The sequence below is a fragment of the Aquitalea aquatica genome (assembly GCF_013911085.1).
GTDB lineage: Bacteria > Pseudomonadota > Gammaproteobacteria > Burkholderiales > Chromobacteriaceae > Aquitalea > Aquitalea aquatica.
This window is the reverse complement of record NZ_JACERN010000018.1, coordinates 1-14,723: the sequence shown is the minus strand read 5'-3', so window position 1 is coordinate 14,723 and position 14,723 is coordinate 1. Positions and strand designations below refer to the sequence as shown.

Below are 14,723 nucleotides of genomic sequence, written 5' to 3'. Positions count from 1 at the left end.
TCTGTCTAGCTTTCATCCCAAAAATCGTAAAAATTGAACCAGTTGAACGGGTAGGCGCGGCAATGCCGCTCCAGCGCTGCAACATACTTGTCCAGCAATGCCTCGCCCGCTGCTGCGCGCTGTTGCCGCGTCACGGTGGAGAAATCCTCCAGCAGCTCGAAATGCACACGGTAGCGATTGCCACCCAGATAGATGCCGGCCATGAAATACACCGGATGGCGCAACATCGCCGCCATGCGGAAAGGACCACTGGGGAAACGGGCCGGCGCACCCAGTAGCTGGCGGCTGAGATAGTGGTCGGGGCCGGCGGCGCGGTCAGCCAGAATGCCCACCAGCGCCCCGTCCTCCAGCCGCTGGTGCACCTTGAGCATGGCGTCCATGGTGCCCAGCGCAATGATGTCCGGTGCCGCAGCCGGGTTGATGGCCTGCAGCGCCTGATTGATCTGCCGGGCGTTTTCCGGATACATCGCCATGCTCATCTGCAGTTGAGGCCGGCTGCGTGCCATGGCACGCAAGACTTCGAAACTGCCCAGATGCGCGCCGAACAACAGCACGCCCTGCCCGCTATCGCAGTGATGATGCAGCGCATCCACGCCGGACAGGTCGATCTGGAAGTCGTCAAAACGGTCGCGCAGCAGATACACCCGGTCGTGGATGGTGCTGGCAAAACTCAGCACATGGCAGTAAATCTCGCGCCAGTGCGGGGGCCGCCCCAGGCAGCGGCTCAGGTAGCTGCGCGAAGCCTGGCGCGCCTTGCTGGCAAACAGCATGAAATAAAACGCAATGCCATACAGCACCAGCCGCGAACAGCGCCGCCCCAAGAGACAGGACAAGCCGGACATGACGCGCAGCCAGAAGCGGTTGCCACGCTCGCGCTGCCGCATCCACAGCGGGCGGTCTGGCGATGGGGTGGCGGCGGGATCACTCACGCCAGCGGCTCCGGCGTGATGATGAACTTGCCATCGGCCACTTTGCGTTCGCCATGCAAGATGGTGAACACCACCATGGCAGCGTCTTGCCGGTATGCGATGTGCAGGCCCTCACCCGGCGTCACCGGGCTGTGGAACTTGGCCAGCGACAGCCCGCCCAGCAATACGCCGCAGGCTTTTTCAATGACCAGCTGGGCCTGATCCAGCAGCACCACGCCGGGCAGGATGGGACGACCTGGGAAATGCCCGGCATAAGCCGGATGATCAGCGGGAATACTGAGCGTGGCGTATTGCATGGCTAGCTCCGTCCAGGAAGATGTTGTGCCAGCAGCGCCTGCAGCGTGCGGGCCAGAATCTTGCCATTGCCATCACGCGGCAGCACATCGACAAACACGATGTGGCGCGGCAGGAAGACCGAATCCACATGCTGCCGCAAACCGGCCAGAATGGTGCTGCGATCCAGCGCAGGGGCCACCACAAAAGCCACCAGCCGTTCGACCTCTTCCCCGTCCTGGCGTTCGGGCAGACAGAACACGCCATCCACCACGCCGGGCAGACCGGTCAGCGCGGCATTGAGAAAAGACAGCGAGCTGCGCTTGCCAGCCACATTGATCATATTGGCCTTGCGATCCAGCAAGCGGAAGGTGCGGGCGTCATGCAGCTCGACCGTGTCGTTAAGCATCTGCGGTGTTTCATAGACCTCCCCCACCGCCCATACCTCATCATCACGCTGCTCCAGCGTAATGCCTTGCAAGGTCTGCCAGCCGCTCTCCAGATCAGGCTGACGGGTCGCCACCTGGCCGGTCTCGGTCGAGCCATAGATCTCCAGAATCGGGCAAGCCAGCTGGCGGCGGGTTTGGGCCGCCAGTTCGGTCGATAGCGGCGCGGTGGCCGACAGCACCACGGCGATGTCGGGCAGCACAATGCCGGCCTCCAGCAATTTGCGCAGATGAAACGGAGTAATCACCAACAGGCGCGGTGCAGGCAGCTCGGCCAGTGCGCTGGCGATATCGGCAGGGAAAAACGGAATCCGCGTCGACATCCGTCCACCAGCCAGAATGGGCAGCAATACACTGGATTCCAAGCCATACATATGCCGGATCGGCACCGTCCCCACCACCGAGCAGGCCGCACCGGCCACGCCCCAGACTCGCTCGGCCCCCGCCAGGATCGCCAGTTGCAGGCGGCCAAAGGTCTTGAAGTGCGGCATCGGCGCACCGGTAGAGCCAGAGGTGTACATGCAGGCCACGCGCTGCTCAAAGGGAATCTGCGGCATGGCGGCGACATCCTGCGCCGGGTCAGCCGGCAAGATATCCACCCGGAAATACGGCAAGGCTTCCAGCGGGTTCTGCGGCTGATCGCCCAGCACCAACAGCCCTGGCTGCACCGCCGCCACCGCAGCGATATGCTCTGGCGCGGCGGAGTTGGGCAGCACGGTCAGCATGCCACGGGCGATGGCGGCAAACAGTGTCACCGCAAACCAGTAGCGGTCGGTACACATATTCAGCACTCGCTCGCGCTCAGGCAGCGCGGCGGCCAGTGTCAGCACTTGACGGTAAAAGGTAGCCCGGTCGATGCTGACGCCATTGTGGAAGGCAAACGGGGCGCTGCTATCGCTAGCGGGAAGAAGTGGTATCAGGGTCATGGACAGATCAGTATGAACTGCGACAACGTGGCTTTAGTCAGCGGCATTGCGGCACTGCGTGTATTTTCGGTAGGACTGGATGGTCTGGGCAATGCTGAAGGGCGGGCTATCCGGCAAGGCAAACTGGCGCACCAGGTACTCGCCACCAAACATCAGCCCCAGCGACAAGGGGGTCAGTACCGCAGCAAACAGCGCCCAGTAGGCCAGCGGAGCCAGCGCGAACAAGGACAGCGACAACAGCGTCGATACCGCGAAATAGATGGTCCAGGCCAGTGTCACCTTCCAGGTATAACGGAAGTAAGCGGCATCCAGCGGCGCGGCGATGGCGATTTTGGCAATACGCGAGCACAGGGCTGATTCATGCGAACCCAGCGTGCGACCGAACATGATGCCCAGCGCAGTCATGATTCCCGCATGCTGCAACAGGTAAAACCAGGCAGCATGAGCCAGCAATTGCTGAAGATTGAGCGCAATCGCCAGCAGGCCCCCCAGACACAGCAGCATCGCCGGCAGGCGGAAAGAGGAATTCCAGCTGGCCCCCAGCAAGGCCATGGTCAATGGGGCTGCGCCCAACACCACGGCATAAGCCGGGGGATGGGGCGAAGAAGAAGCCAGATAATCCAGTACCACATACACTAGTCCGACGACAGCCAGCAAAGCCAGGCGCAAATTGCGCCACAGCCCGGTCATTTGCTGCGATGCTCGCGAATATAAGCCGCCAATTTGCGCAGCGAGGCAAAAATGGTGGAATTATCTTCGTTATCCGCCTTCATCTGTACGCCATATTGCTTCGACATGACCAGCGCTATTTCCAGGATGTCGATCGAATCAATACCCAATTCATCGCCATACAAAGGCGCGTCCGGAACAATATCAGCCGGTGCGATGTCAAGATTCAGCGCGGAAACAATCAAGCTGGCGATTTCGCTTTCCAGCGCCAGATCCGGCTCGTTATGTGCGGAGGGTTGTTGTTCCATGATTTGCAATAATCGTGTCAGGTTTGAGGAAATTGCCGGTAATCGCCAATGTCACACAGTTTCGGTATCATCGCCGCTCAAATTAAGCAGCCTGCGCAAGATGTTGATTGGCGCCGCACTTTCACAGGGGCGCAACAGGCATTACCAGCGGCAAAAATAATGAAGCGCGAGTATAACAATATGCCTGCCTGCTTGCCACACGACAAAAGCAGCTAATCCCAGCGATATCAAGGAGGTGTTTTGAACGAGGCCGCGACAAACAGCCGCAGCAAAGCCGGCATTCTGCAGACGGTACTGACCCGTTTCTGGTTCAAGATGTTCGGCACCATGGGTTTTACCCTGGTATTTTTTGTCGCCTATGTTTATCTGCTACGGCATCCGGCCTCGCCGGTAACCATTGTCCCGGCAAGCCGGCTGGATGCACTCGTCAGTTTTCAGCCCTGGGCCTTGCCGGTCTATCTGTCGCTGTGGGGCTATGTTTCACTGCCACCGGTATTGATGAACTCGCGGCGGGAAATCGTGGCCTATGGCTGGCGCGTGGCACTGCCCTGCCTGCTGGGCTTGGCGGTTTTTTACTGCTGGCCCAATGCCATCGCTCCGCCGGATATCGACTGGACGCACTACCCGGCCGTGGCTTTCCTGAAAAATGTCGACACCGCCGGCAATGCCTTTCCCTCGCTGCATGTTGCCACCGCCGTGTTCTCGGCCGTGTGGCTGCACTGGCGGCTGCGCCTGCTGCAGTGGCATTCCGCCTGGCGATGGCTCAATCTCGGCTGGTGCCTGGCCATTGCCTACTCCACCATGGCGGTCAAGCAGCATGTGGCACTTGACGTGCTGGGCGGCACCCTGCTGGGCCTGGCTTCGGCCTGGGCCTGTAGGCTGCAAGCGCATGCCAGCCGCCTCTGGCAGAACGATAAAACATAACACCGGAGCGGCTTCGCCCAATGCGCGGCCCTCTTGCACATCCATCATTGAGCCGTTACCGCGATAAGCTTGCACCATGAGCCCAGACACCCGCCTGCAGTTTTACTCTTCCGACTCGACCGCCCCGCTACCAGCCGCCACCCATGTGCTGGGTGCCAGCCTGCTTGGCCAGGGTGGCAGCAGCACCCAGCCCTGGCCGGTGCTGCAGGTATTGACACCACTGCTGGCCGGCCCGGCCCAAGCGCTGCAGGAATACTGGCATAGCAGTCAAACGGTGCGCCACGGACAGTTTCACGATGTTCGCTTTGGCAGCGATGGTCACTTGCTGTATGGGGTGATCAGCCTGGATGAAGCGCGATTCGCGGACAATAGCGGCTGCGCCCTGCAGAACGCGGCCGAGCAGGCTTACCGACAGTTATTCTCCCTGCTGGAGGCAGAGGGCTGTCGCCACCTGTGGCGGGTCTGGAACTATATTCCGCGCATCAATGCCGTGGAGCATGGCATGGAACGCTACCGGCAATTCAATATCGGCCGCCACCAGGCCTTTGCCGACTTTGACCGCCCGGTGGACAGCAGCCCGGCCGCCTGCGCCCTTGGCGTGGCCGACGGCCCCTTGGCCATTGCCTTTCTGGCGGCACGGCAAGCGACACAAGCCATCGAAAACCCGCGCCAGGTCAGCGCCTTTGCCTACCCGCAGCAATACGGCCCCCGCAGCCCTACCTTCAGCCGCGCGGCACTGGCCAGTAATGGCGACCACAGCATCTTGTTCATTTCCGGCACGGCCAGCATTGTCGGCCATCGCACGGTGCACCCCGGAGATGTCATTGCCCAGACCCGCGAGACCATCGCCAATATCGCGGTGCTGCTGGAACAGGCCAATCACCAGCAGCAGGGTCAGCCCTATACGCTGGCAGCACTGGATTATCGCGTTTACATCCGTCACACCGCCGACTACCCGGCCGTGCAGCAGACACTGGCGCAACTGATCGGTCCAGCCATGCGCGTGGTGTTCGTGCAGGCCGACATCTGCCGCGCCGACTTGCTGGTAGAGATAGAAGCCCAGGCTTTCGCCGCCCGCTAGCCAAGCACCGGATCAGCGCAGGCGCGGCCATCAGGAAGAGTAGAGACTAGCTGATCTCCCAGATGGGAGCCTGTGAGGCAGGGGGGATGATCCGGGCCGGATTGCCAATAGCCTGCATACCCGCAGGAACAGAACGAAAACAGGAGGCCCCTTGGGCAATCAGGGCAGCCTCGCCGATGGTGATCCCCTTGGCCAGCGCCGCATTGGCTTGCACTGTGACGGCATTTTCCAGAGTGACGTAGCCAGACACGAAAACCCCGGGACAGAGCACGACATGGTCTCCGGTACACGAATCATGGCCCATCACTGTATGGTGCATGACAAAGTTGTGCCGGCCCACACGACAACGCGAGCCTATCTGCACACCATGGCCAATGACACTGCCCGCCCCGATAGTGGCGGATGGTGACAATACCGCGCTAGGCAAAATCAGGGCTGGCGCTGGCTGCATGCCGGCGGACTGCAGTGCCTGCTCCAGCCGGGTTCGGTCTGCTGCATCTGCCAAAGCCAGTACATAGTGGGTAGCCACCTGGGCCAACGCTGACAAACTGGTAAGAAGCGGCAGATCAATACGCGCCGCCGCGACAAATTGCGGATCGCAATACGCGGCGACAAAGCGCTCTCGACCAAACATTTCCAGCAATTCCAGCGCCAGTGCGCCGCTACCGATCAGGGCGATTTTCACTGAGCTGTTCACACCGACTCCCCGGCATGCTGCTGCCAAAAGGCCCACAGGGCATCCCCTGCCGAAACAGCACCCTGCAAACTCCGTGCATCAGGCTGCTGCGCCTGTTGCAACTGCTGGCGAACCTCGCTAGCAAATTTGCCGTCTTGCAATAATTTCATCGCCAGCTCGATGTACTCCTCGCGCGACCATGTACACAGGCCGGATACTCCGCGGTCATGCAGCAACAGCCAGTCGGTCTGACCAGACAACCACGGGCTGCCCAATGCCACCACGGGTATGTGCAAGTCAAGCGCATCCGTCGTGGTATTGGCCCCGCCGTACGGGAAGCTTTGCAAGACCAGGTCGCACTGCGCCAGTTCGTTCATGTATTGCTGGTGCCCCATGGAGGGCAGCACCTCGGCTCCGGGGAACCGGGATAACAGCATCCGCATCAGTGACTGCAGCTCCACCCCATCCACATTCGGCATGAAACGCAGCCGGCAAGGCTGCTGATAACGCTGCAAGATTGTTTCCACCGTACTGAGGAAATCATCATTCAGCTTGATGGCCATGGCGTTGATCCCGATGCAGGGACAGGCTTGCCCTGCACGTGATGCCTGGACTTTCCCGGCCCCCGCACCAGGCCGCGCTGGCCGCAAGCGATGGCGGTCATAACGGATAGCCAGGGGCAATCCCGCCGGAGCCTGCAAGCCCTCGAACAGCAAGGTAGCATCAATCACCGGACTGCAACTGGAGGACGGACAACCGATTGAAGCGACTTGCAGGGGGGCCAGTCGCTGTTGCGACAGGGTAAAAGTGGCAAAAGACATGCCGATACCGGGATAGAAAATAATGTCGGGTGCCAAATCGCCAATTTGCCTGCACCAAGCCTGCACCGGGTCGTCACTACTGGCGAAGTAGATGATTTCGTCCGCCAGTTCCGATGCGCTTCCACTATTGACCGAATGGTCACTCAGCAAGACCACATGAAAATGTTTACGCAGATCTCGTATCGGTTCGGCAAAAAAGCGGAACAAGGCATGCCCATCACGCAAACCCTCGCCCACGACCAGCAACAAAGGGCGTGGGCGCGGCGGTGGCAGTGGGCACTGCGTCCGCAAGCGATCATGCAACGCAAGCATATGCCGGCTCTGTTCCACCAGTTTTTGCTTGGCCAGGTAGCGTTGCGGGCTGTCCAGATAGCTCAGGCGGAAGCAGGCTTGCTGCAGCGGATTCAGCACACTGAGTGGCAAGTCAGCCAAGGGCAAGTCCGGCAGGGCCTCGATCAGCCGGTTCACTGCCACCCATGCCGGCCGCTCTATGGTCTGCACATCCAGCGCCTGGATGACAAACAGCATGGCCAGTACCGGCTCCTGCCGGCCCCATTCCAGTAACGCTGCGGGTGAGAGCAGCGCTGCATCCGCCAGCAAAGCCAGCTTGTAACGACTGTTTTGTGTCAGGGATGCCAGATCGCAGCCAGGCATAGGCAGCAATGCCTGCGATAGCAGGCTGGCCAAATCCAGTCCGCTTGCCTCGGCCAGACGTCGCAAACCACTGCGCGCCTGCAACAGCGCAACAGCCTGCTCCTCGCTATCCACTGTGGCCTGGGCGACCCAGCGGACCAGCAGACCAGCCAGCATGGCCTGCTGGTCTGCCGGTAACAACAAGGGTTGCCGCCCCCAAGCACACTGCAACAGACCATGCAATACGGCCTGATGCAGGTGAACAGCATCATGCTGTACGCGGAGCAGATGCTCTAGGTCTTCGCCATTCATCGGCATTCTCCAAACTGACTCATAGTGCCGATTGAATATCAGGGTGCCGAGAAGGTCAACGGAACCTGCTTACTACTGCCATCCGGCTGCGGCACGCTGATGTTCACCTGCAGCGTGCCACTGAAGCCAGCGGGCGGCGTACCACTGATCTTGCCGCTCGCCGGATCAACACTGAGCCAGGATGGTAGCGGCTTGCCGTCTGCGGTACTGGCCTGCACCTTGCTACCTGCCGGCAAATTGGCGGGTACCGTCACGCTGGCACTGAAGCTGCCGTTGGCTCCCGTCTGTACCAGCGTCCTGCCCGCACCTTGCAACTGAACATTTTGCACCTGGACGGAAGCACCGACATTGGTCAAGCCTGCATTGGCGCTACCGGACACCACTGTCTGTGATTTCACACCAGCCGCCCCCTGCACCACCACCGAGCCATCAGACTGGGCCTGGGTTCCCTGCAGGCTGACCGCACCACCGGCATTGACCGTCAGATTGCCGGCATTCTGGATATTGACCGTCTGCTTGCTTTCCCCACCACTGATCTGAGCCTGATTGATCATGGCCGAGCCATTGCCTGCTGCGCCGCCGATACCACCGCTGATGGAGCTGCTATTGGCCGTTCCCAGGGTGACATTACCACCGGCCTGGATGCCGACATCACCACCGCTTTGCAGCTGAGTCCCTGCCAAAGAAGCATTGCCACCGGCGCTGATGCTGAGACCGCGTCCACCTTGCAGGCTGGCCACCTGGGCAGAGCTGCTGGTGCCACCATTCAGGCTGAAACCATTATCCGCGGCATTGGCCTTCGTCTCGGTCTTGCTTTCTTCGCCCTTGGCCGCTTCCGGTGCGGCAGTATCACCTGGCTTGGCGCCTGACTTGGCGTCTGACTTGGTGGTCGATGCGGCAGCGTCAGGCTTGCTCGCTGCCGTACTGCCGCTGCCAGCTGCCGGCTTGCTGGTTTCCTTGCTGACACTACCGCCAATCGATGCATCAAATCCGACACTGCTGGCTGTGCTGACGGCGGCCTTGACATCCACATTACCACCAGCAACGACGCTGGCCTGTCCGGTAGCGGCGACCGAAGTCCCCTCCAGCGTGGTGTTGCCACCCGATGACAATTTCAGGTTGCCGCCAGAGCTGATGCTGCCGGCCTGGGCGGTATCACTGCTGGACTGGGAATAATTGCCACTGACCGCGAATTCACCACTCTTGCTGGTTTTGTTGCTACCGCCTTCGGATGATTTTTCCTTACTGGCTCCAACAGAGGCATCCACACCGAAGGACTGGCTGTTATCCGTGCTATGGGCTGCTTGAAGATTGAGGTTGCCACCCGCGCTGATGCTGGCGTCACCGCCACTGCTCAGATTGCTTCCTACCAGGGTAGTGTTCTTGCCAGAAGTGATATTCAGCCCCGTGCCTGCATTGATACTGCTCACTACTGCCGTGCTGCTGCTATCGGTCGACTGGCTATATCCGCCACCAGCCTCGAATCCCTTGCTGCCCTTGTCTGCAGTAATCGATAGCGATGCATTGGCATCACTGCTGCTGGAACTGCTGGTGTTCTTGGCAGCATCAACAGTGACATTGCCACCAGCCTTGATTGTGGTGCTGTCAGCCGAGCTCAGCGTTGTGCCTTCCAGGCGAGTGTCTCCGCTGGTGCTGATGTTGAGTTTGCCTCCGGAACTGATATTCCCCACCACCGCAGTGCTGGAACTGGCACTGGACTTGGAGCCATCATACGAACCATTGGCTCCGGTACCGGTACCTTCCAGTGCAACCTGTACCTGTGCCTTGCCACTGGTGCTGGTGGAACTGTCGCTGGTGGTATTGGCGGCCGCTTTGTAATTGAGCGAGCCGGCCGCAAGATTCACGTCACCACCGGCATTGATATTACTTCCCTCCAGTGTAGTGGCACCCTTGGAGCTGCTGTTGACCTTGCCCCCCACCGTGATATTGGATACCACGGCATTGCTGCTGCTGGAGCTGCTGCCATCCTGCTGATACTGATAGCTGGCCCGAATACCAACCCCCGCGCCGGCCGATGCATCGCTGTCGCTGCTGGTTGCCCCGGTCAGGCCACCCGAACCAACGCCGCCATTGGCATTACCCGATGCCGAGGCGCTGGCCGAAGCACTGGCAAACAAGCCAACCGTCGCGGTATTGCTAGTCGTGCTGGAGCTGGAATAGGTGGTATCCCGTGCAGCCTGACTGGTAATGGTGTTGGCCGACTGGTTCAAGTCGCCACCGGCAGTGATCTGGGTACCTACATCGTTAATGCTGTTGCTGGCATTACGATTGATATTGCCACCTGCCGACAGCGATGAGGTCACTGCGGTCGTGGAGCCATCAATCGAGCTTTGCTGGGTGTTGTTGACCTTCACCCCCACGCCAGCATCAGCCGAGGCCTGGGCCGAACCACTGGCGCTGCCCGACATATTGGCGCCATTGGCATTGGCATCCGCATTGGCGCTGGCACTGGCATTGGCATTGGCGTACAAGCCCACCGAGGTGGTATTGCTGCTGCTGCTGACCTGGTGCACATCATTCACGGCCTCAAACGACATGTCTTTGGCCTTGAGATTCAGATCATTACCAGCCCCCAGCGAAGAGCCCTGGGTCGTCAGCTTGTTGCTGGCATTGATATTGAGATTGCCACCACTGCTGATACCTGAGCCCTGATGGGTGATATCCAGTGTATTGGTATTGCTGGTGGTCGTGCTCATCAGCGTCAGGTCATTATTGGAAGAAGCGCTGGCCTGAGCATTTGCCGACGCCTGTGCATTCAGATTGCTGGCATCCGCCCCCACGCTGCCCCCCAGCTGCCCCTTGCCGGCCTGGCCGGAAGCACCGGCTCCACCGGAATTGGCAGAGGCATTGGCCCCGGCACTGGCACTAGCCTGGTTGTCGCTGCTGGCCATGAAACCAACAGAAGTGGTAGAGGTGTGGGTATTGGTGGTGGAGACATCCGCCACTGCCAGTACGTTGACGTTCTGGGCATTGATGGTGGCATCACCGCCAGCGGAAACCTGCGATCCCTTGAGTGTGACGTCCTTGCTGGCATTGACCGTCAGATTCCCCCCCACATCCAGGGTGGAAGCGACATGGCGGGTATTCAAGGTGTCCGTGGTTGTCGTCGAAGTCGATGACAATACCAGGCCAGCCGAGCCCTGCGCCTGCGCCCCAGCCTGGGCGCTGGCATCGGCACTGGCCTGACCGCCACCGGAAGACGCAGACGAACCCGAACTAGCAGAAGCACCGGATGAACCGGCAGAGCTGGTGCTCAGGAAGGTCGTGGTTTTGGTGGTGGTATGGCTGGTATCAGAGTCCAGCCCGGCCAGCACATTCACATTGGTGGCGTTAAGCGTGGCATCGCCATTTACCTTCATGGCAGAGCCCTGCAGGGTCACATCTTTCCCTGCACTGACCGTGGCATTGCCACCCACATTCAAGGTACTGCCGACATTGCGATTGGACTGGGCGTCCGTCACGGTAGAGGTACTGCCATACAGACCGCCACCTACACCGATACCCGAGCCGGAGCTTTCGCTATGCGTAGTGGTCGAGTTGGCCCGTGCCAGCAGATTCACATTGCCGGCAGCATCCAGATTGGCGTCTCCGCCCACATTCGTGTTGGTGCCTGCCAGTGTAACATCCTTACCAGCGCTGACACTCAGCTTACCGCCGCTGCTCAGACCCGACGTGATCTGCTGGGTGGTGGTGGTGGTGGTCGTTGTGCGGCTGGAGCTCAGGAAACCGCTTTCCGAGCTGTGGGTGGTGTTGGTATTGGTGTTTTGTACCGTGTCGAAAGTGACATTACCTCCAGCGCTCAGGCTAGCATTGCCACCGGCAGCCACATTGGCGCCCAGGTTGCTGATGTCCTTGGCTGCAGTCAGGCTCAGGTCGCCGGTCGAGCTGATACCGGCCTGCTTGCCAATACTGGTCGCGTATAGCTGGCTACCACCACTGCCCTGGGTCAGGGTCTGGTTGACAATGTTGCCGCCGGTGGAGTTCAGGCTTACATCACCACCGCTGATCGAACCCGAGGTATTGGTGATGTCGCCCTTGCTGGTGATATTCAAGCTTTGACTGCCACTGATGCTGCCACCGGTATTGCTCAGGCTGCTCACCTTCAGATTGACATCGTTGCCGGCGATGACTGCCCCGCTCTGGATACCAGCGATGGTGGCCGGTGCCAGGAATACCTGCGGCACCAGTACGCTCTGGCCATTCACCGTGGTGCTAACCATCCACACCATGTCCTGCGTCAGACCAGCCAGCTGTTGTGCAGTCGGTGCCTGCCCCAACGTCAACCCCAGCGACTTGCTGGCGGCCACACCGTTTTGCATCAGGTTTTGCAACTCTGCAGTCTGATTCTGATAGCCCTTGAGCAAGTTGCTGCCGGTCTGGGCAATCAGTTGCTGCTGAATCAGATAGGCCTCGTAATTGGCATCGCCCAGTCGGGTCTGGGTCGTGTCGGGATTGAAGCCCAACTGAGTCAACATGTAGTTGGAGCCGTCGAAACCGGCATTCAGATTGCCCATCAAGGGATTGGTTTCAATCAGGTAATGCGCACCTGGCTGGGTATTGGGAACAAAGTAGCCATTGGGATTGGTCGGCAGGGTAATGTGAATGCCACCAAAGCTGATGCTGCTTGCACCGCTAGCCGCACTGCTGGTGCTGGCGTTAGTGGCAGAACTGCCGCTGGTAGCGCTGGTCGTGCTGGCATTGGTGGCGGTACTACCGCTGGCACCACCGGCCGTGCCTGCCTGAGTGGCATTGCTGCCGCTTTGCCCCGGGTTTGCTCCCGTCGCCGCAGACCATGGCGAACCCAGGTTGACCAGGTTGAAATTATTGCCATTCAAATGGGTGGCATAGATGCCGGCACCTGGGCTGTATGTCGACGTGGTGCTGTGTACGACCGGCCCGGAATCGTTATGATCCGAATCGTCGGTATAGGTCGCCGGCCCCTGCGCGATATAGTCAATGTAATGCTCCCAGGTCTGCTGATAATTTTTCTGCTGCAGTGAATAATCATCATTGGTAAAAGTGGAGCCGTTATTACCTTGCAGATTGACCGTCGAGCCCGAAATGACACCGGCCAGATTGTAGGCGGTATTGAAGTTCTGCAGTGTCAGCGTTCCACCGGCGATGATCTGTGGCTTGGGTGGCGTGGCCTGACCGCCGATCACCGGATAGGCGGCATCATAGTATTGCGTCTGCGTCCAGGTACGCTGGTAATACCAGGTTTGGGTACGGTTTGCCCCATCGCAATCAGAGCAATCATCATGTCCGGTCTCTACCGTGCCGGAATCATTGGAAGCCGCACCCCAGACACGCTTGTCACCACCTGGCACGACATTATTGATGGTCGCCGCCGTCAGGGTGATGTCACCACTGGCATTGATGGTGCTGTTATTGGTAATGGTGCTGGCAGTCAGCGCAAGATTGCCTCCTGCATTCATGGTGCCCACTGCCCCGCTGCTTTCGCTGCCAACGTTGGTAATGGTATAGCCGCTGGCAGTGGCTGCCAGATTGTTACCGGCAAACAGTGCACCACTGTTGCTGATGTCACCAGCGCTATTCAGTGTCAGATTACCCAGCGCAGAAATGCCACCCGTGCTGCTCACCGTTACCCCGGGGGCATTCAGTACCAGATTGTCCAGCGAGTAAATACCGGCATTGTCAGTCAGTGCCGAATGCAGGGTCAGGGTACCGGTGCCACTACCACCACGCGCAGCAATGATGTGCGCCGAGCTACTGGCAAAACTCAGCGAGTTCAGGTCTAGCGTCATATCCCCTTGCGACTGGACTGACTTGCCACTGCCTATGCTCAGGCTATCGGCGGTCACATTCAGGGTATTTCCCTGAATGGTGCCATTATTGGTGATCGTGCGGCGGCTACCGCCCTGGCCACTGATCGCCAGGGTCTGATCAGCCACAATGGTATTGCTATTGTTCAGCCCACCACTGCCCAGGGACAGGCTTAAATTACCTGCCGATTGCAAGGCGCCGCTATTGCTGATGGTGCCCGCACTCACCGTGCCACCCCCACCAGTCTGGCTAGCCATATTGATCAGCGCACCGCTGTTGTTGGTCAGGGTATTGCTAACAGTCAGGCTGCTGGTTGCCGACGTGCCGGCCTGAATATTGCCGCTGTTATTCAGTGTCCCCGCGCTCACATTCAGCTTGTCACCAGCCAGCAAGGCTCCGCTGCTATTGGTCAGCGTGGTAATACCGCTGGCCGTCAAAGTGCCGCCAGACTGAATGCTGGCATTGCTGTCATTGGATAGCGTGCCGCCCAGTGTCAGGCCCAGATCGCCGGTAGCCAGCAGTTTGCCGCTGATATCCGCACTGCCCGCAGTCAGATTGAAAGCCCGGCCCGACTGCAGCGTGCCGCTATCCGTCAGCGCACCACTCAGGCTCACGCTATCTGCCGTACTGCCACTGCCGGTGGAGAGCAGCCAGCTGCCGGCGTTGTTCAGGCTGGCCAATTGCAGGCTGCTATAGCCACCCGCTTGTACCCAGCCACTGGCGGTATTGCTGGCAGCAGCGCCTTTCAGTGACAGATTGCCAATCGCCTGCACCGTGCCGCTATTGTTGAAGCCCTCGCTGCTATTGCCACTGGCATCGGCCATGTCGATATTGCCGCTGGCATACAGGGTGCCGCTGTTGCTCAGCGTACCGTTAGCACGTAATACCGCATTGCCACTATCCGCTTCACTACTGCCGGT

10 protein-coding genes are annotated in these 14,723 nt (G+C 59.7%); 2 read left to right on the top strand and 8 right to left on the bottom strand.

Annotation, left to right across the window (positions count from 1 at the left end; genetic code table 11):
* Positions 1–5: 5 nt before the first annotated feature.
* Genes H2Z84_RS05470 through H2Z84_RS05450 form a run of 5 tightly spaced genes read right to left on the bottom strand, consistent with a single transcriptional unit; the run spans position 6 to position 3,551 of the window.
* Positions 6–929 (bottom strand): lysophospholipid acyltransferase family protein, encoded by a 924-nt coding sequence (locus H2Z84_RS05470; RefSeq protein ID WP_309545440.1) that lies wholly within the window; start codon positions 927–929, stop codon positions 6–8.
* Positions 926–1,225: an ApeI family dehydratase gene (locus H2Z84_RS05465; RefSeq protein ID WP_181835080.1), complete on the bottom strand. Its 300-nt coding sequence runs from the start codon at positions 1,223–1,225 to the stop codon at positions 926–928. Before H2Z84_RS05465 ends, H2Z84_RS05470 begins: the two co-directional genes overlap by 4 nt.
* A gap of 2 nt (positions 1,226–1,227) precedes the next feature.
* Entirely contained in the window at positions 1,228–2,574 is a 1,347-nt protein-coding gene (locus H2Z84_RS05460) for an AMP-binding protein (RefSeq protein ID WP_181835079.1), read from the bottom strand.
* Between the two features lie 33 nt (positions 2,575–2,607).
* Positions 2,608–3,264: a COG4648 family protein gene (locus H2Z84_RS05455; RefSeq protein WP_181835078.1), complete on the bottom strand. Its 657-nt coding sequence runs from the start codon at positions 3,262–3,264 to the stop codon at positions 2,608–2,610.
* Complete coding sequence (locus tag H2Z84_RS05450) at positions 3,261–3,551, bottom strand: phosphopantetheine-binding protein (RefSeq protein ID WP_181835077.1); 291 nt, start codon at positions 3,549–3,551, stop codon at positions 3,261–3,263. The genes H2Z84_RS05455 and H2Z84_RS05450 overlap by 4 nt, the downstream gene beginning before the upstream one ends.
* Positions 3,552–3,791: 240 nt before the next feature.
* On the opposite strand from H2Z84_RS05450, the gene H2Z84_RS05445 reads away from it, so the two are divergent.
* Both H2Z84_RS05445 and H2Z84_RS05440 read left to right on the top strand, forming a co-directional pair.
* Positions 3,792–4,475: a phosphatase PAP2 family protein gene (locus H2Z84_RS05445; protein ID WP_258869303.1), complete on the top strand. Its 684-nt coding sequence runs from the start codon at positions 3,792–3,794 to the stop codon at positions 4,473–4,475.
* Positions 4,476–4,551: 76 nt separating this feature from the next.
* Complete coding sequence (locus H2Z84_RS05440; RefSeq protein WP_258869302.1) at positions 4,552–5,556, top strand: chorismate transformation FkbO/Hyg5 family protein; 1,005 nt, start codon at positions 4,552–4,554, stop codon at positions 5,554–5,556.
* A gap of 46 nt (positions 5,557–5,602) precedes the next feature.
* Here the strand turns inward: H2Z84_RS05440 and H2Z84_RS21445 are convergent, their stop codons facing one another.
* From H2Z84_RS21445 to H2Z84_RS05425, 3 genes are all read right to left on the bottom strand, one after another.
* Complete coding sequence (locus tag H2Z84_RS21445; protein WP_181835076.1) at positions 5,603–6,253, bottom strand: LbetaH domain-containing protein; 651 nt, start codon at positions 6,251–6,253, stop codon at positions 5,603–5,605.
* Complete coding sequence (locus tag H2Z84_RS05430; protein ID WP_181835075.1) at positions 6,250–7,998, bottom strand: tetratricopeptide repeat protein; 1,749 nt, start codon at positions 7,996–7,998, stop codon at positions 6,250–6,252. The genes H2Z84_RS21445 and H2Z84_RS05430 overlap by 4 nt, the downstream gene beginning before the upstream one ends.
* A gap of 38 nt (positions 7,999–8,036) precedes the next feature.
* Positions 8,037–14,723: hemagglutinin repeat-containing protein (locus tag H2Z84_RS05425; protein WP_181835074.1), on the bottom strand; the 6,687-nt coding region annotated here is incomplete at its 5' end.

What these genes read in the sequence shown, in the direction of transcription:
- H2Z84_RS05465 (WP_181835080.1), bottom strand. Translation starts at nt 1,225, where the DNA reads ATGCAATACGCCACGCTCAGTATTCCCGCTGATCATCCGGCTTATGCC.
- H2Z84_RS05460 (WP_181835079.1), bottom strand. Translation starts at nt 2,574, where the DNA reads ATGACCCTGATACCACTTCTTCCCGCTAGCGATAGCAGCGCCCCGTTT.
- H2Z84_RS05455 (WP_181835078.1), bottom strand. Translation starts at nt 3,264, where the DNA reads ATGACCGGGCTGTGGCGCAATTTGCGCCTGGCTTTGCTGGCTGTCGTC.
- H2Z84_RS05450 (WP_181835077.1), bottom strand. Translation starts at nt 3,551, where the DNA reads ATGGAACAACAACCCTCCGCACATAACGAGCCGGATCTGGCGCTGGAA.
- H2Z84_RS05440 (WP_258869302.1), top strand. Translation starts at nt 4,552, where the DNA reads ATGAGCCCAGACACCCGCCTGCAGTTTTACTCTTCCGACTCGACCGCC.
- H2Z84_RS05430 (WP_181835075.1), bottom strand. Translation starts at nt 7,998, where the DNA reads ATGAATGGCGAAGACCTAGAGCATCTGCTCCGCGTACAGCATGATGCT.